Source organism: Lysinibacillus sp. TE18511 (genome assembly GCF_054062295.1).
Genome location: NZ_JBSSFD010000025.1, coordinates 34,624 through 52,262, shown reverse-complemented (window position 1 = coordinate 52,262; position 17,639 = coordinate 34,624). Strand labels below are relative to the sequence as shown.

Sequence of the window (17,639 nt, the reverse complement as noted above, 5' to 3'; positions counted from 1 at the left end):
ATTATTTTAAACCTTTAATACGAGCGTGCGCTTTCTCTTGCTTGAACTCTAGTAAAAATTCGCCTACGATTTGGCCTTCAACGTAGTCGCCTTTTGCGCCCAGGTACGTATGAGAGAAGTCGCGACCTTTTAACGGCTTGATTTCCGTACGGTTAGCGTCGATAATGAATACCTCGTCTGGGCCAACGTTAGGGTTTAGTAAGATTTCCGCTGAACCGAAGTCAGATAAGAAGTGGTCTACAACTTGACCGCGTCCGTTATCTTGGCGAGTGATATTGATTTTATCAACGTCAGCAGCAGAGATAGCACGTTTCTGTTTAGCGCCTACGATAATTTTGTAGTTACCACCAGTAGCAAATCCGCCTGCTTCGTAAATAGCCTGGAATGCGTCGCCTAACATATTAAGCGTCAATGCTGCGTTATTAGCGTCAGTTACGTTTGTCTTAACAAAGTTACGGATACCGCCAGTTTGGCGCACTTTACCGTCTTGTGATTCGTATTTCACTCCGTTGATTACTGCTTTTTCAAGTTGTAACGCAAGCTCTAATAATTTCTTTTGTTTCTCGTACTCGTATAAATCGTCGATACCGTACTCAGACGTCGCAGCAGCAGTACCAGAGATAGATACCGTTTCATCGAAAATTTGCGTTAAGTTAGATACGCGTTTACGTGATTTGTAGCGTGCTTTACGAGCATCAGCGCCTTCTACGCCTTCAACGAATTGGAATTCAACTTTAGCTCCTTCTGTTACGGCTGCCGCTGTAGTGCCAGCATACCCACGCGTTACTGTTAACACGTTCGCATTAACTGCCGTGATTAATAAAAGCTCCTCACCGATTTTCACAACGTGTTTAGGTTCAAAAATAGAACCGTCTGCCACTGTGATCGATGTCGCATCTACTGTCGCTACTGTTGCAGTCGTTTCATCTGCGTACATTTCATCTTCAAACCATTGATGCTCAACTTGAGTTACAGCGTCACCAAAGCCGACTAAGTTAATCATTGGCGTTTGGTGCGGGTTTAAAAGTAATAACTCATCTGTTACCGATTCTTTTTTACCTACGATTTGATTCTGTAAAATTGTCATTTATACATTCCTCCGAGTTTCGTGTTTTAGTTAATAGCGCTAAATTTGCGCAATATAAAAAGCCGTCAACGTTTAGTTAACGACTATTTACCAAGTTGTTTTTTAAGTTGTGCGTACGCGGCCTTATCTTTTAGCGTGCCAGACTTGTGCGCTTTCTCCCAAGCGTCCGCTAATAGTTGTTCTGCAGTCTTTTCGGATTGTCCGCCAGAACCGCCGTTTGTAGCTGCTCCGATTGGTTGCGTCTGCTTCTTCGCTACCAGGTACGGTTTATTTTCAACAAGCGTCTTAATAACGTCATCGACTCCATTGACTTTGCCATCTTCGCCGATTTCTACCGCGGATAGATCGGACAATGCCATAGCCGCGTCAATGTCGATGATGTTTGCGCTTGATGCTACCTTAATAAATTCGTTCTTAATCGCTTGTTGGCGTGTGTTGGCGCGTTCAGTTTCGAGCTGTGCCGTTAATGTCGCTAATTGATCCTCAAATTGTTTCGCTTGCTCTTGCGCCTTTTGTACATCGGATAATTCAGCTTGACGTTGTTCTTCCGCCTTCGATTCATATTCCGATAACTTCGATTTCAAATCGTCAAAGCCCTCGTATTTCTTCTCGACGCGAGCGATACGTTTTGCGATTAATTCGTCTAATTGCGATTGCGTGAATGTCTTTTCTGCGCTCTCAGGCGCTTCGACCTGCGTTTCTGCGAACGATTGTCCGTCTGGATTCGTCTCAGGCGCTTCATGTTCGCTACCTTCTGCGAAATATTGAAGATTAAGCGTCAATAATGCGTTAAATTGTGTAATCATCGTATTACCTCCGTGTTTTAAGTCCTCGTCGACTATTCCGAAAGTTTAATGCCATTTCGTAAGGCGTGTTTTTATTCGTTATACTTCGATGGATCGCGTAATGGCGTTACTAGGTGCTTGCAATTCGGATGAAATATCTCGTTACGAGGTAAATCTCCGATATACGGATAATCTCCTGGTGCATCAGCGACTAACTTAACGATTTTACCTTCGTATTTACGACAAGCATCCGTGGCTCCATGGTGACTAATACGCCCGTACAGCGATCCTTCCGAAAGCGCCTCGTTAATTGACGCCTCTTTGTGCGCTTCCATCATTTTCGTTCTGGCTAGCATGTCGGAATAATTACCGACTTTCCACCGATTGCCTCGCGCATCGATAATCGCTACATCCGTCGCCTGGACGATACGCTGACGTATTTCCCTTGATATATCTTGTGTTGCGTTAATTCCACGTGTAAGTTTATAGCGCATAGCTTCCGCAGTGGCTTTACGAATAGCTAGTTTCGCTTGCCTCTCGATATTCTGAGTAACTGCGAGCAGATCGGCTTGTGTATCGGCTATTGCTGCGTCGATTAATCGTTTGTTAGCTGTATTAAATTTGACTATTTTAATCGCAGATTCATACGTACTTGCCAAGCCTAACGTATACAGAGTCGAGGCAATACCGTTCGTTGCCGCATCAGTCATCGCGACGGACGCCCATTCATCGCCATATTTTGTCATGTCGGATAATATGTTACGAATTACTTTTTCGACAGCGATAATCTGCGCTCGCTCAAAGTCCGTTAGGAATAACGCATTAAGTTCTCGCTGCACATCTTTCAACGCTTGCTCATAGGCTTTGACTAGACGTTTAACGTCGTAATCGTAATTCGGTTGAGGTACTTCTAACATTAAACGTCAGCCTCCTCCGCCGATACCTCCGTTTTATCATTAAATATCGATGAATTTACAGTACCTACTTCGCGTTCTGTATCACCGTCAATCCGCGTCAGAATTTCGGCAGCTTGAATATCATCTACTCCGTCCATGCGTTTAATTGCTGTAGCAACGTCAATAGTAGGTTTGTTACCTGTACGAATCGCCATGATTTCTGCTTGCTCTTTTTCTGAGCGAGGTAATCCGTCTTGCCAGTGGATCACCGGATATACAGCCTCGAAATCAGCGTCTCCGTGAGCGATATCAAGTAATTGACAGTTATATAGCGCATCGCGCAAAGCTCGGTCGTAATGCGTTCGAATCCTCGCAACTTTCGATAATATCGGAAGGAATCTCGCTCTAATCGCGGCTACGTCTGTGTGTGACGTGCCTGTACCGCCTGCGTTTTGGTCGCCTAGTACAGTTCCGAATAGCCATTGCGGAGTTTCTGCGATTTGGAATGCGAAGCCGATTAGCGTTTCTAGCTCTTTAAATGCGCCGGTAATCTCGCTATCCCAAGTCATGTAACCAGGCGTTGCGTCGTCCTTAGTTATCTCGATGTAAGTGCCTGCTAGGCGAGCGCTACTACCTCCAACTTTCGGTCCATATGCAGTAGGATCAACGTGTTTCCATAAAACGTAATCAATCTGTGCAAGGCGGTCATTAATTGCGATTAAATTAGTCTCAAGCGCTTCTAACGTTCCTTTTCCTTCCCATTGATCGTCGGTCGATTTATATGGAATATGATGAACGAGTAAATACGGAACACCTGTCGGAATAATTTCGCTTTCTCCAACCTTTTCAGCGATGTTAAATACTTGTACAGGGTAGCCGTAGCTAGAGTCGACTCCACCTTCATATTGCGTTAATTTATAGCGCTCGTTGATGATGTAGCCTGGTAAATGGTGCTCAACGTTTAGGTAAGGCGTTTCATCGTTTCGTGAAACTACCCATTCGACACTTGCGATGACTACCGACTTAAATTGTTTTATGTTACCGTCGCTTGTTATTGGAAATACGCAGTCTGCAGCAACGTGTTCGATAATAGGCTCCATCTCCGCATCTTCTGAAATTGGTAAGCCTCGCGACGTTAAAGCGCTGTAGTCTTGACGATAGCCCCAACGTTCTTTAATCCATGAATCGCCTCGGTACCCGTTAGCGAGCGCAGATTCGTGAATCAACTTTACTAAGTCGTTTTCTTCGACGTAAGAGTTTATCGCACTTTGTTGCGGCGTATCATCGGCAACTCCGGAGTCGAACACGGGTGACTCACCAACAAGTAAGTCGCTTGGTTTCGTACAAATTATGTCCGCCAAATTCACTGCGATATATAACTTCTGTAGTTGTGCTGCGTGTGGTGTGTCTTTTAGTAACGCTGTAGCACGTTCGTAAACTTCTGCCTGCTTACCGTCATACAACTTTTTCATACGTCGATATTTCGAAATACGCTCAATTGCGTTTGCTGGCGGAAATTGTTCGCCTGGCTTAAATGCGTCATATGTGTAAGTGACGGATCCTGTTTCGTTTAACTCTGCGTCGGATTTGCGTCCGATTTTACTCAAAATTCCCACTCGTTATCACCTCGTTTCAATCATCGTCCTTTAATAATTCGTCTAGTTCGCCTAATTCTCGCTCTAAATCAGCGTCTGTACGAGCGCCTTCGCCTGAATCTTGCTCAATAACCGTTTTATCTGTTAATAAGCCGTGACGGCGTAGATATAAGTCAATTGCTTTTACACTCGGCTGTGCTCCATCGATTAATTTAAGTAACTGTCCGTAGACTAGTGCGCGTTTATCAGCAAGAAAATCGTCAGCGATCAAGTTTTTATAATCGATAAAGTTGCGATTCTTAGTGCGCCACTCCCAAATCGTCTTATAAGTAACGCCAACTTCTTCCGCAATTTGCTGATATTCGAGTTTAGTTCCGTCTTTATTGTCTTTCAGCTCGTTTTCTACGATTAAGTACGCAGCTTTGCGTTGCTGTGCTGTTATTTTAGCTTCTAGCGCTTTTTGTCGAGTTGATTTCGCCATGATATCGTTCTCCTTTCCGTCTATAAATACGCTGGTTTAGCCACAATACGCGCCATCGGTCGTGATATGTTATCTACAGCCATTTGACAGGCGTCCAACGCGTCGTCATGATCTCCAAACGGGTATTGCGCCATTTGGTCGATTAGTATTACGTGTCTATCGTTTAATACTAGTGTTTTATTGTGTAACATCGGCTCCATCGATTCGATACGCTGCTCTTTCGATGATTTGTGACTCTTAATGTCGTTAATGGAGCAGTAGTTCAAGCCGAGTCGTCGAGCTTTTTCTTGTAGTTGACGATAAAATTCGTGATAAGCGTTGATAGTCTCTACGTTAAATACTTTGATGTACCACTGCGTTATCTTATCGATGACAACTTCTAAAAACTTATGCGCCGGTTCCTTCGTCGAGTATTCATCGAGTACGAAAATGTGACCTGTTTTCTCGTATCTACCAATAACGACTATAGAGTTATAGTCCGAGCGCTTTGTCTTACCCATCGATATGTCCCACGCACCAACGATTAATAGTTCGCGTACGTCTATTTTCATTCCTTCGTAATTAACGTAAGTAAATCCGTTTTCGTATGAATAGTGGTACTTCGCATAATTCTCCGGGAAGAAGAATTGCTCGTCCTCACTGAACGCTAGATTTCGGAACTCAGAGTTGTATGCGCGCGTTCCCATATTAACCTTTTCGTGCATTAACGCTCGATACGTCCAACGCCACGGCCACGCTAACTCTATACCTTCCTCTAACGCTTCTTTATTCGCCTTATAAAACGCATTAGGCTCAACCATATCATCAGAACGTGCGTATATTTCGCAATATTGCTCCCACAACTTCGGATTGACTGGTTCGGATATTACAGCGCCATGAAACGAGGATTTGAAGTCCTTACGTTTCAGTACGTGATTTAAAAGTCCGGTCGCACTAACCATTGTGCCGACTAATACGATGGCCGTCGCTTTACTACCTATCGGAATTACAACGGAGTTCATCCAGTGTATTAGCTTCTCGCGAGCTTCCTTTGTTCCTTCGTTGTTTTGAGATGACGGATCATCGACAATAACCAGGTCAGGACGTACAGCACCGTGTCGCTTACCGCGGAGCTGTTTACCGGAAGAACTCGCCTCAACAAGCGTATTTGACGATGTGATAAACGATTCCTCGTTATCCTTTTCGTTTTGCTGATTACGCACATCGAGTAACGGTCCGAAGTCCTCTCGCAATAATGCGTTAAATTTGAGTTGCTTATTCGACCACCCAACGAGCTTTTTCGATAACGAATCCGTTTCAGAAATGATAAGAACGTATTTGCGTCGCCTAAATACGATTTGATGTAACGGAAACGCATTCGAGAACATACCGGATTTCGAGTGACCACGTGCTGCAGCGATAGCCAAACGAGCATTGCGTTCTACCTCGTTCACGTGGTCGCACAATTCGAAGAACTCACGATGTATTGGCGCAATATCGTCTAGTCCGTCATGAGGCGTGCCATCTTCGGAATGTCGTATGATATTATCTTCATTCTCCGGATTGCCACCGTCGCTAAGATACGCATATGTGAAATAAGCGATGTCTGTTTCCGCTTGGTGAACGCGTTTTAACTTCGTTAATTCTGCTTTATATGACCGTAGTTGTTCGATATGATAATCAGCGCCTTTACCAGCTTTGATTACTGTAGCTAATTTGCGAAGTGTTTCCGTTACTAACTCGATACGCTTTCCGCGTGCTTCTCTATCGAGCCAGGTACCGTTGATATACGCCAATACAATCGTCTCCTTTCGTTAGAATTTTTTATGTATTATTTTTGCGTTGACTTTGCGTTAATTATCGTATAAACTGAATGTAACACAATCGAATGGCGGTACTTTCCGCTAGAGGAGCGATATTATGAACGAAGTACAACCGATTAAAAATAAACGCGATATTGAACGTATGAAACAGTCTTTACACGGTCGCGATCTGCTACTATTTATACTCGGTATTAACACGAACCTTCGCATTAGCGACTTGCTTCGTTTGACTCGCGAGGACATCGTAAATAACACGATTGTTCTCGTTGAGAGTAAGACCGGAAAGACTAAGCGTATACACCTGGGAGATAATACGATAGCGCAGATTACGCCACTACTACCGGACACTGGAACGTTATTCCCTTCGCGTAAAGGCGGTAAGCCGATATCTCGCCAACAAGCATGGAGAACTCTGAACGTAGCAGCCGAGAGAGCCGGACTTAATATCGAGTTTGGTACGCATAGTCTCCGAAAAACATTCGCATACCACGCTTACAAACATGGCGTTGATTTAGCGTTATTGATGCGCATACTAAACCACTCAAGTCAACGTGAGACACTTCGCTATATCGGAATTGAAACGGAAGATATCACAAACGTATATGACAGCGTTCAACTTTAACGGACTTTCCTTCGGGATTGTCCGTTTCTTTTTGCGTTGATTTAGCGTCGTATTAGGCGTTTTAGCGTTTAGCCTAACGAGAATACTTCCGATTGACTAAATCGTCTCACAGGCTGTAAAATGACGATAAAACGATGTGATTACGATTAATACGCCCCAAGTTCGAAAAATTGTGAGCTAATTCCGAAAGCCAGATTCTCGATATACGAGATAGGCGCTTGGGGGATTTGCAAACGAATGAATATCGTTGAATACGAAATGTTACAGAGTCATCTTTTGTAACATTCAAAAACGCTAACAAACGTTGATATGAAAGCGTTTAGTTGTATGTAACGCATCGAACGTTTATACATACTTTTATACATCGTTGATACGACGCTGTTTATTGCTGATCGCAGCGCCTAATCGTTGTATATAATACTGCATAAAATTACGCTAGACCCCGTGAGTTTCAGACGCCTGTCTCCGACAAGACGTTCTGCCCGATGTATCTGCGGTATAACTACGCCACCTATACCACTAACCCTCACTACATAACGCCCTATAACGGACTATACGCGCAATACATACCGTATCTCTTCCTATTATATAGGCGTTTGATACAGCGATAGGTAATGCGCTACATCTTAATACGCTTTATCTTCGTTACTAATACCACCGCTATAACTCCCGCTAATACCTCGGTAATAAGAGCGTATACTACCGTCAATATCAGACCTGTAGCGTATGATGCGATAAGGAGCGCAATGAATATCGCTATGAATCCGATTACTATCGAAACTGTTGTCGTAATATATCCGTCATCAATACGGCTGAGTAGCCGGATAACTCCGTTCCTTGTGTGGTCCATATCGATTCTCCTTTAACGTAATGATATTAAACGTTATATAATTATGTTGAAATGAATATAGGCGGAGGCTTCAGCCGACGCAGGGAACATGTTCTTAGTTCCCGAATATCTTTAAAGAGTAAAAGATAACGGGCCTTGCCCTATGTGCCGGCAAGCCGTCCCATGATTATCAATAATGCTATACCTTATAATCGCTATATACTTTCTGACGTTATTAACGCGGACTCTATAAGATAAAGAGGTCGTAGACGCCTCAAATCGACTTGACGCTTACTCTCCGTAGTGTTTGTCGCCATTTCTAACTATGCAATATTCGTGCCAATATACGCTCTAACTATGCAATATTCGTGCCACTCTGAAATCAGTATGGTAAATCATCGATATCAATTCCCGGCAATTCTCCGTTCTGTTCGTAGTTTCTGCGTAATTGAGCGAAGTCCTCTCGCACACTTTCCGTATACTCATCATACTCGTTCTTCTTGCGGAACATCACGTCTGGATTAATTCGGTATAGCTGATTTCCGTATGATTCAACGGACATAATAAAGCCGTATCTGCGCAACTCTCTCATAGCCTCGTTTATTGTATTACGACTAACGTTAACCATCTCGGCAAACTTGCGGTGTGATAAGTGTTGTATTTTACTTGCGTCAATCTCGTTAGGATTCTCGCTTAAGTAGTAATGAGCGTAATTAAAAAACGGCAGCATCTTATATAAGACGCCAGCCGATTGTATCGTTAGATTCGTAATATCCGTGCGTGTTTTCGTTTGATACAGTTTAGTAAACGCTGCACCTTTCACAACGTTGCCCATCGAATGGTATCGATCATTAACGCCATAAACGAATGAGCGTCCTACTTTTTCGCGGAATAAAATGCCATGAGTGACGAGCGAAGCAAGTATCGTCTGAGTTTGACGTAGCTTTCTTCCGATTGCTTTAGCGACTAATTGCGCTGTCATACGATCAGTTCCATAATATAAATGACCATCCGTGTGCATACGCATATACGGAATTAGCTTCATCATTGTGCCGAGTTCTTCTACGCTAAGAATGTCGTTTAGCTCTGCGATTGGTTCGTGATAACAGTTAACGTAGTATCTATTTGGGCCAACCGATAATTCTCGACGCTTTTTATCTTCTCGCCATTCTTCCAACTGTTCGTGCGTCTGTATCGATACCTCATCGGAATAACCGTAAACAACTTCACGGCCATGCTCGTCAATGTAGCGCTGAATTGCTGTATTCATTTGCGACTACCTCCGATACCTTTAGCACGTACCTCACTTCGTAATCGAGTAATTATGGTATGCATATGGTACGCAAGAAACGCGTAACTAGCGTAAATGCGGTCGTCACTATTTGAATACATGAAAGCCATTTTACGGGCCAACCCTTCTACTTTTTCCGGTTTTAATCGTGAGATAGCTTGTAAATCAACGTTTTTACGAGCGAACTCTCTCATCGGCTCGTAGACGTCCTTACCGTCCCATTTAGTAGTATAAGCGTCGACTAATTTACGTGTTGTGTTGCAGAATAAGCCTACATCGTTAGTACTATCTTTCGTTATGCTAACAACGTGTTCTACCTTGCAATGCGTACAATAAACGATTTTCTCCATACGAAAACCTCCGATTTGAATTTAGATTTAAAACGGCTCGGCGTGCGGCATTCGCGTTAGCTACTCGACCGTCACATGCGTTTACCGAGCGAATAAAAAGACACGCCTTTCACGTCGAAATTGCGTGAGTTTGCGTGCCTAAAAGAGGCTTAAACTTCCCTTCATAATATATAGATAACTAAAGCTATAAAAAGCATTATTTTATTCGATTTTATGGCGAATAATTTCGCCTGTAGCTATTTTTACTGTAAATTGCCCGTCTAATTCTCCGCGTAAGAACTTTCTATAGTGTAGTCGGCGTTCCTTATTTCGAGATATCGCGACTTCGTCGATATAGCGATTCTCTCGATCATCTCGTTTACGACGTTTCGGGTATGAATAATCCTTACCATCTGTCGCTACATTATCTGCACACCATAACGGAACTTCTTTCATACCTCGTCCATCATTCTTGCGGTGTATGCCGTGTTTTCTGCGGGCTAATTGTGTATCCGAATAGAACGGGTATTCAGTATTAGTCATTTTATCCGGGTGACTGTCGGTCATTTCTTCATAAAGCAGCAAGAACGCAATTTCATCTAGTTGAGCGTCGTCGTAATAGCACACGTTTAGTAACGTCTGTACTGCGTCGTTTCGTTCGTCTCTATCAGCCACATCGTACGTATGCCCATCGAATGTAAAAGGCGTATCATGTTTAATCGCGTTTCGTAAAATAGGTAAGTATTCTGAAATTAAGCGCATAAATTTTCCTCCATTTCGTTTTCGTCTGCAAAATCTTTTAACGTCAATTCTCCGTCCATCCACGCCCACATTTCGTATACATCATCGATTGATTCTGTACCTCTTTCGATTAAATCTCCTACATTTTGTCGCGCAATCCCCATAATCTCCGCCACTTTCGCTTGCTTACATCCGTCATAGTAATGCAGAAGAATAGCCTCCGTCTGCCTTTTCGTTAACTTCGCTAAGGCTAGAGCGCGCTCGAAGTCGATTAGCGTGTCACTGGCGTCTAAATCGCCGACATAACGGCGTTCCTTTAGTGTGTGTAAGTTCGATAATATTGCTTTTGCGGTCGATTTGCGTGCTTGCGTACGATTAGTGCTTTTCATTTTTACCCATTCCTTTCATTTCCGTTATTTTTACGTTAAATTAATTGACTTGCGTCGGACTTACGTTATATAATCATGGTAACTATTACTAAAGATACGGAGGGAAAACTCCCATGCGAATATACGATGTTAAAGACATAATGGCGCAAATTGATGCGTTAGTTATGCGTCAAGAAAAATTTATTGTCCGTTTATATATGAAGAAGTACCGTAAAGACGATGATTTACGTATTTATAACGGTGTTTACATCCTTACTAAAGACGGAGCACAAGATTACTTAATCTCTGAGAACGCACAGGCCGGCGTTTCATATGCTCAAGCTCAAGATATATACATTCAACTCCTAATGGTTTACGAAGAAAGCACGTTTGCCACTATCGAAGAAGAAATTGTTAAAGAAGATATCAACTCGCCTATCGAGATAACGAATACAGTTATCAAGACGAAAGTAACTAGATATTTCACATACGACGAAGTTTTACCGCTAATTGACGCTACTGCACAGGCCTATTGCGATAATGACGGTAAACAATTCGTAGTCGGCATCGAAGCTATTACCGGACACTACCCGATGCATACTTTCGCTGATCCAGGCGGAGCTGACGCATATGTTGCGGAACTAGATAAAGCGCTAATCGATAAATTTGGTACGCCTGTTGTTGACGAAGAAGTAACGGACATGCTTGCTGGATTCGATTTCGTAGCGTCTAAAGGCGTTCCAACAATCGTCGTAGGTCGTAGAAATCGACTTTACTTACAGGGCGGCGTAGAAAAATCTATAGGTATCCGCCCTAAATCGCGCATATTAATCGGCTACAATAAGAAGGATGAAGCGTTCGCTATTGCGCTCCCAGAAGCGTTAAGAGGACGTCGAGATGCACAGGCTGCCGGATATTTCGTAAGTGCTAAGAAAGATATTACGTGTGCAAAACTGTTCCAAGCGCAAAGATTTAACGAACACTTCGTTTATGACGATACTGATAAAGACGACCGCACATACTATATGGACAAAACGTCTAGTGATAGCGCTGTAGCGATATTCCGACGTTATTAACGAAGCTATTCCGCCAATTCCATTTAGATAAATACGAAGGAAAGACGTTTTACGCTGATACTGCGTCACTTAGCGGTAATGTCGTTATTTTTAGGCAGTAGGCAATCGCTTGCTGCTTTTTTCGTTATAAGTACGTTAATAAGCGTTCTCCTATCGCTGTAATTACGTTTGTTGTCAGCCCGTTGCCTGCGAACTTGTACAGGCGACTGTCGCTGAATTGCGTTGAAAGAACGTCAATAACGTCCTCTGGAACGGATTGTAGGCGAAGGCATTCGCGAGGTGTGATCTTACGGATTCGATATTTCGGATATTCTCCTACTGCTACGCCATGACGATCTTGTGTCGTAATTGTGTGAGCTTCTGCATCGTTCTCTTTGAATCGTGGACCGTTCTGACGCTTTTCTTCGCGGAATGGCGTCAAGCATGGAAGGACCTCCTCTGCGATTTTAGGTTCTCGATGCCCTCCGCCCATAGTCGTTAATGTCGGGCCTTGCCCTGTCGGGCTATAGACCCTCTTAATAGCATCGTGACCTTTTAAGTCGATGTGTCCGAGCATATTTGGTTCCCGCACATTTCCCGCTGGGTAGTTTTCCTCTAACTGCGCAACTAACTTCGCCGTCTTATCTTCCGCTAAATAATATTTCTCATCTACGCTATCCTCTAAGAAATCGCGCAATCGCGTTCTCACTTCCGTCTGTTCCGGCCAATCGAAATTAAACGTTCGTGCGCCTTCTTCTTGGTAGCGTCGCTTTGCTTTCGGTAACATTGTCGTTCCTTTTGCGTCATTCCACGGAGTAGATTCGATTAAATCATCACGTAGCGCAATTAAGTAAATCCTTTCTCGATTCTGCGCCACATCGAAATATTTCGAATTTAAAACGGTAAAGTCTACCGTATATCCGATTTGGTTTATCAATTGGATAATCGACTTTAGCGTATTTCCAGCGTCATGATTTACGAGGCCTTTCACGTTCTCCATAAACAACGCTTTAGGGCGCTTTGCTTTCGCAATTCGAATCGCTTGATACGTTAATACGCCACGATCATCTTCGGGAACTGCTACGCTACCACACGAAGGGCATTCCGTCATTAAATGCTCGTAAGCTGCAATTTCTGGCACGAATACCGTGTCGCACGACGTACAAATGAAGTTAGCGCCTTTACGTTTGCCGGCCACGGAATAGCTCTGGCACGGCGGGGTAAAGCAGAATACGTCAAAGTCTGGTAGCTCGTCCGTAATAGCCTCGCAGATGTCTCCATGTACGGGAATTTCCGGATGCAACAGTTTGTGAGCGTCCTGTGCGTATTGGCGTCGCTTTTCCGTTGGATCGTATTCCCATGCGATAACGCCTTCGCCGCCTAGCGGTTTAAGTCCGAGTGTCATGCCGCCAATGCCTGCGAACGCTGATGCGTAAGTAAATTTCGTCATATAATCGCTCCTTTTCGTCTAATTAACGTCAAAACTAGCCTATCTCAACGGACAGTTCCGAAGGATAGGCTTTTTGTATTCGATTTAATTGCGTCATTTCTGCGTTATTCTTTCGATGGCATATCGTAAATATCGCTCTGCTTTACGTAAATCCTCTAACGGAGTATCGTGTTTATGAGGCGCTCTAGCGATGTACTTTAGCACGTTTCCGATGTTGTACGCTACAAATCCATCGTCATAGCCTTGCGTAATCTCCTCGATAATCTCAATCGTTTCGAATCGTCCTTGCGTGTAGTGATTCGGATGATTTACGGCGTCTGATTCAGCTCTACACGCCTCGTAAACGGTGTCTAATAAGTTAGGCGCATCCTCCTCGCCAGCTTTGCGGTGGATTTCGAACTCCTCGTCAAATACTAAGAATCCTTCTTCGCCAGTCTCTTCGTCAGTTTCAACGGTATAAACCTCGCCTTCTAACGCTTCTTTGACCTCGAAAATATCACCATTTTTATAACGAATGTCATCCGCATTAGTAATTCGAATCAAATCGCCCTTCTGCGCTTTTGCCATATATCATCGTTCCTTTCCGTTTTTTAATATCGTTACTGTAACCGTTTGTTTTCCTAACCGATAAGCTTCGTTCTCTGACGCTACTAAGATGTCTATTCGATTATTTTTTATAGCGGACCCAACGTCCCCAGCAATAGCCTTAAACGTTGTGCCATCCGCATATTCTACGCGAACTATCGAGCCTAGCGAAATCACTCGTGGATCAACCGCAATAACTCGTAGTCCATTTGCGTAGATAGTGCGTGTCACATCGATGCCAGTCGCAGTAATGCCGGAGCAGCCATCGCAATCAGGACCGTAATAGGTGGCTAACATCGTTAATTGCGTTAAGTTAGCGTCGTTACTATGACTAATCTGCTTCTGCGCTCCCAACCGTTTAGCCTCCACCAGTCTTTTAGCTTCGATTCGTTGTCGCTCAGCTTCCGCCTTTCTACGAGCTTCCTCCGCCACTTTTGCGTCATATAGTCTATGCGCTTCTTCTAACGCTTGCTGACGTTTGGCTTTGCGCTCATCCTCGGCTTGTTGACGTTGCTTATCAATGACTTGCGTGTATATTGCGTCGAATCCGTTATTGTACGGAACTATTTCGTAGTACCTTTCGGTGGGAGACTCCGATAAATATTCGTGGTCTGACGGTTTATATGCGAATATGAATAACGTTATTGCTAGTAGGATTGCGGATAGCGTCCGCTTGATTCGTTTCAAGCCGTTGCCTCCGATACTAATTTCTCAACGCTAATCGGGAATAACGGTTCAATTAGCTCCAATATCGCCTTTGCATACATTTGTATTTCGACTTGTGAATCGTGTGCTAGGCGTTGATTTAAGAAGTGGCAGACGCTTTGTAACGATGCGGTCCAGTAATATTTAACGTACATTCCGTAGGCTGGCAAGAATAGGCGAGCTTGCTCTGCGCAGATTCCATCGGCTAATGCCGCCTCATACATTTTTATACCGTACTCTACGTAATCCATTAAAGCTGTAGTAGCAGCATCGCCTCTGTGATATGGGATAGGTCCGCCACTGCCTTGTTTCGAATTTTCCGGAGCGCTACGCCATTCATGCGGTTGTGGAATATAAAACGACGGCTCCTCTGTTACATATCGTCGACTAGATTCGTTCCAGGCGTCCATATTATCGCCAGTAGCTTCTAGCATTGACGAGCCTACGACATATTTAAAGTGCTGTCGAGCTACCATCAGAGGCGCATTGAATTCAAACTGCGCTATACAGTGGCGAAACGGGCTTGTATGTGATTCTCGTGCTAAGAAGTCTATTAACCTACGATCAGCATCCGATAGTGTGTCTGACTTTTTTGCGTATGAGACCCTTGCGGCATTAGCTACTGTCAAATCAGTACCCATCACATCATGAATCATGACATATCCTTTATCATCTAAAACATCTAACTTGCGTTGAATTTGCGTCATTTAGTTTCCTCCTCAATTACGTTTAGGTTAGCGAATTCTCCGTGAAGCTTGACTGCAGCAGCATTGTAAGCTTTTGCAGCGTCATGTTTATTATCGAAGTATCCGAGAAAGATGTTTCGGTAATCTTTCTTTATTTCTGCACGCCATTTATTACGTCTAGTCTCAAATCTAACTCCCTTATATCCGGATTTATTGTTTTGGCGCAACCCTATGTTCATAGCATTTTGCTGTTTAGTACTTATACGTAAATTACATTTCCTATTATCAGCCTTGTTTCCGTTGATGTGATCGACTTGCTCTCCGTCCGCGGCTCCGGCTATTTCGCGATGCATATAAATCTTCTTGTATTTGCGATTACCTAAATGAATCCCAATAACCGCGTAGCCATTACCGTTTGCAGACCACTTCCGTTCCATCAATCGAACATAATCGTCATCGTCCACTAATACAGTTGTTCCGTCACTTATAACTATTTCTTTACTCATACGCCACTACTCCCGAATCCATTTTCGCCACGTTCACTTTCGCCAATCTCTGTAATCTCAACCGCCACTGTCTGCGGAATTGGTTGAACGACTAGTTGAGCGATTTTGTCTCGATTTCGGATTAAGTACGAACCTGGCGGATAGCTAGTATCATCACAAGTTGTACCGTCAACATACTTAATACATTCGTCATTCACTCCATTTCCGAGCGATATATTATCAATGATAATTCCGATATCCCCACGGTAGGTCTCGTCGATAGTTCCGAGCTGTACGCGTAATTTCGTTTTAGAAGTAATCCCCGATCGTGGTCGTACTTGCGCTTCGTAACCTGGCGGTAATTGTATGGCTAAATTCGTTTTAACGACTGCCGTCTCGCCTGGCGCAATAACAATATACTCTGCTGCGTATAAATCCAGTCCGCTATCAGACGGATTATTTTTCGTAGGCAATACCGCATTTTCGCTAAGTCGTTTAAATCCGATTTCTAACGGCATGTTGTTTGCCACCTTTTCTAAAGCTTGCGCTTGTTGTCCGTTCATTTATGAATCGCCTCCAATAGTTCCTCCGCATATTTTGCTGTTAAGTATACTGAAGATTGCTCTCCGTTAATGCTCACGATTTCAAACGTAGCGCCTATCAAACATTTAGCGTGCAATTTCGAAAAGCTTCGGTGAAGGTTCCCGTAATCAACGCTAAAGCCGATAATTTTAGGCGCAGATACTTCCTCTTTTGGAACGTACTCAATTCCGTCGATAATTACCTTCTTCGCCATCTTACCACCCCTAATTCGCATCAAATGCGTCTGATAGTCCGAATGCTAACAATGTAAAGGCGAGGATTAGTCCGCCTAAGCCTAATATAGTCGCCATTTACTCATCCTCCTCGATTTCCTCGTCTACTTCCGTCATAAATCCGATAGCGTGCGTACTCACTGGCTGCGTCAATAACGGATTAACGCTTACTTGGATTTCCATTTCACTTGCTACGCCTAGCGTGTTGATGAACGCTTGAATGTCCGTAGCTGCTTGCGGAAGTTCTGACGAGTCATTTACGTTTAAGCCGATTACATATCGTTTCATTTGCGTAGCCTCCTTAGTATTTAACGTTCCCTCGCGCCTCTAACTCGGCAAACTCAACAGGCATTTCGTAACTGCGTACAATATCTTCGACAATTTCTACGACAGGATCACGTTGAGTTTGCGTTAGATTAATATGGTCGAAATGTTCGTGTGCCTCGCGCTCATATAATCCGCTAAGTAGCTTATACAACCCGTTTGTCTGCGGACTTCGTAGCGCCTCGTTATCCGTCTGTGCAAAGTTTCCGATAAATACAATTTTCGTATTTTCTGCCGGACGTGTGCCGACAGCTGCGGTCGAGAATAAATCGAGGTTTTGGCTTTCATCTATCATAACGAACGTATGATTAAGCGTGCGTCCTCGAATCGTCTGAATCGTGTCAAAGAAAATACGCTGACGGTCTCCGCCTTCCGATCCATGCATTCGCATGATTTCCGATGGACTTTGCGATAGTACGTCTAGATTATCGATGAAAGGCGCAATAAACGGAAAGTTCTTCTCGTCGAGTGTGCCCGGCAAGAATCCGAGGTCTTTTCCGACTTGCTCCTGTAAGCGCGTATAAATTAATTTACGATGCTTACGTGACTCAATTACGTTATCTAATCCGACTGCCTCGACCACTAGCGTCTTACCGCAGCCAGCCGGTCCAGTTACGAATAAGAACGGCTTATCGTTTGCTGCTGCTTGCAATAATCGCTTTTGCTCCAAGTTGCGAGCGCTTAATCCGAAATATGCCATATTCTCCG

Annotated in this window: 21 protein-coding genes; 2 read left to right on the top strand and 19 right to left on the bottom strand. The window is 43.7% G+C overall.

What is annotated here, in order from left to right; all coding sequences use genetic code 11:
• Position 1: 1 nt before the first annotated feature.
• The 6 genes from ACVWXS_RS17045 to terL form a co-directional block, all read right to left on the bottom strand.
• The gene (locus ACVWXS_RS17045; RefSeq protein ID WP_456959271.1) at positions 2–1,087 is read right to left on the bottom strand and encodes an SU10 major capsid protein; all 1,086 of its coding nucleotides are present in this window, start codon (positions 1,085–1,087) and stop codon (positions 2–4) included.
• A gap of 83 nt (positions 1,088–1,170) precedes the next feature.
• Positions 1,171–1,893, bottom strand: a complete 723-nt coding sequence (locus ACVWXS_RS17040; protein WP_456959269.1) for a phage scaffolding protein — start codon at positions 1,891–1,893, stop codon at positions 1,171–1,173.
• Positions 1,894–1,964: 71 nt separating this feature from the next.
• Positions 1,965–2,789, bottom strand: coding sequence for a phage minor capsid protein (locus tag ACVWXS_RS17035; RefSeq protein WP_456959267.1), 825 nt, complete (start codon positions 2,787–2,789; stop codon positions 1,965–1,967).
• Positions 2,789–4,384, bottom strand: coding sequence for a portal protein (locus ACVWXS_RS17030; protein WP_456959265.1), 1,596 nt, complete (start codon positions 4,382–4,384; stop codon positions 2,789–2,791). The genes ACVWXS_RS17035 and ACVWXS_RS17030 overlap by 1 nt, the downstream gene beginning before the upstream one ends.
• A 16-nt stretch (positions 4,385–4,400) precedes the next feature.
• Positions 4,401–4,844, bottom strand: a complete 444-nt coding sequence (locus ACVWXS_RS17025; protein ID WP_456959264.1) for a phBC6A51 family helix-turn-helix protein — start codon at positions 4,842–4,844, stop codon at positions 4,401–4,403.
• A 20-nt stretch (positions 4,845–4,864) separates the two neighbouring features.
• Complete coding sequence (gene terL / locus ACVWXS_RS17020) at positions 4,865–6,619, bottom strand: phage terminase large subunit (protein ID WP_456959263.1); 1,755 nt, start codon at positions 6,617–6,619, stop codon at positions 4,865–4,867.
• 124 nt (positions 6,620–6,743) lie between these two features.
• On the opposite strand from terL, the gene ACVWXS_RS17015 reads away from it, so the two are divergent.
• A complete protein-coding gene (locus tag ACVWXS_RS17015) occupies positions 6,744–7,268 on the top strand; it encodes a tyrosine-type recombinase/integrase (protein WP_456959262.1) in 525 nt (174 codons plus the stop codon).
• 1,211 nt (positions 7,269–8,479) lie between these two features.
• Here ACVWXS_RS17015 and ACVWXS_RS17010 read toward each other — a convergent pair.
• From ACVWXS_RS17010 to ACVWXS_RS16995, 4 genes are all read right to left on the bottom strand, one after another.
• Positions 8,480–9,367, bottom strand: coding sequence for a hypothetical protein (locus tag ACVWXS_RS17010; protein WP_456959260.1), 888 nt, complete (start codon positions 9,365–9,367; stop codon positions 8,480–8,482).
• A complete protein-coding gene (locus ACVWXS_RS17005) occupies positions 9,364–9,738 on the bottom strand; it encodes a hypothetical protein (RefSeq protein ID WP_456959259.1) in 375 nt (124 codons plus the stop codon). The genes ACVWXS_RS17010 and ACVWXS_RS17005 overlap by 4 nt, the downstream gene beginning before the upstream one ends.
• Before the next feature lie 201 nt (positions 9,739–9,939).
• The gene (locus ACVWXS_RS17000; protein ID WP_456959257.1) at positions 9,940–10,479 is read right to left on the bottom strand and encodes a hypothetical protein; all 540 of its coding nucleotides are present in this window, start codon (positions 10,477–10,479) and stop codon (positions 9,940–9,942) included.
• Positions 10,470–10,847: a sigma factor-like helix-turn-helix DNA-binding protein gene (locus ACVWXS_RS16995; protein ID WP_456959255.1), complete on the bottom strand. Its 378-nt coding sequence runs from the start codon at positions 10,845–10,847 to the stop codon at positions 10,470–10,472. The genes ACVWXS_RS17000 and ACVWXS_RS16995 overlap by 10 nt, the downstream gene beginning before the upstream one ends.
• 113 nt (positions 10,848–10,960) lie before the next feature.
• On the opposite strand from ACVWXS_RS16995, the gene ACVWXS_RS16990 reads away from it, so the two are divergent.
• Complete coding sequence (locus ACVWXS_RS16990; protein WP_456959254.1) at positions 10,961–11,902, top strand: hypothetical protein; 942 nt, start codon at positions 10,961–10,963, stop codon at positions 11,900–11,902.
• A gap of 124 nt (positions 11,903–12,026) precedes the next feature.
• Here ACVWXS_RS16990 and dcm read toward each other — a convergent pair whose 3' ends face one another.
• The 9 genes from dcm to ACVWXS_RS16945 all read right to left on the bottom strand — a co-directional run bounded on the left by dcm (position 12,027) and on the right by ACVWXS_RS16945 (position 17,631).
• Positions 12,027–13,331, bottom strand: coding sequence for a DNA (cytosine-5-)-methyltransferase (gene dcm / locus ACVWXS_RS16985; protein ID WP_456959253.1), 1,305 nt, complete (start codon positions 13,329–13,331; stop codon positions 12,027–12,029).
• Positions 13,332–13,424: 93 nt separating this feature from the next.
• Positions 13,425–13,874 carry a DUF3310 domain-containing protein gene (locus ACVWXS_RS16980; RefSeq protein ID WP_456959252.1) on the bottom strand — a complete coding sequence of 150 codons (450 nt, stop codon included), beginning with the start codon at positions 13,872–13,874 and terminating at the stop codon, positions 13,425–13,427.
• 27 nt (positions 13,875–13,901) lie between these two features.
• Entirely contained in the window at positions 13,902–14,603 is a 702-nt protein-coding gene (locus tag ACVWXS_RS16975) for a 3D domain-containing protein (RefSeq protein WP_456959251.1), read from the bottom strand.
• The gene (gene thyX / locus ACVWXS_RS16970) at positions 14,600–15,328 is read right to left on the bottom strand and encodes an FAD-dependent thymidylate synthase (RefSeq protein ID WP_456959250.1); all 729 of its coding nucleotides are present in this window, start codon (positions 15,326–15,328) and stop codon (positions 14,600–14,602) included. Before thyX ends, ACVWXS_RS16975 begins: the two co-directional genes overlap by 4 nt.
• Positions 15,325–15,813: an HNH endonuclease gene (locus ACVWXS_RS16965; RefSeq protein WP_456959248.1), complete on the bottom strand. Its 489-nt coding sequence runs from the start codon at positions 15,811–15,813 to the stop codon at positions 15,325–15,327. The genes thyX and ACVWXS_RS16965 overlap by 4 nt, the downstream gene beginning before the upstream one ends.
• A complete protein-coding gene (locus ACVWXS_RS16960; protein ID WP_456959246.1) occupies positions 15,810–16,355 on the bottom strand; it encodes a dUTP diphosphatase in 546 nt (181 codons plus the stop codon). The genes ACVWXS_RS16965 and ACVWXS_RS16960 overlap by 4 nt, the downstream gene beginning before the upstream one ends.
• A complete protein-coding gene (locus ACVWXS_RS16955) occupies positions 16,352–16,588 on the bottom strand; it encodes a hypothetical protein (protein ID WP_456959245.1) in 237 nt (78 codons plus the stop codon). The genes ACVWXS_RS16960 and ACVWXS_RS16955 overlap by 4 nt, the downstream gene beginning before the upstream one ends.
• A gap of 97 nt (positions 16,589–16,685) precedes the next feature.
• Positions 16,686–16,895 carry a hypothetical protein gene (locus ACVWXS_RS16950; RefSeq protein ID WP_456959243.1) on the bottom strand — a complete coding sequence of 70 codons (210 nt, stop codon included), beginning with the start codon at positions 16,893–16,895 and terminating at the stop codon, positions 16,686–16,688.
• A gap of 13 nt (positions 16,896–16,908) precedes the next feature.
• A complete protein-coding gene (locus ACVWXS_RS16945; protein ID WP_456959241.1) occupies positions 16,909–17,631 on the bottom strand; it encodes a PhoH family protein in 723 nt (240 codons plus the stop codon).
• Between the last annotated feature and the right edge of the window lie 8 nt (positions 17,632–17,639).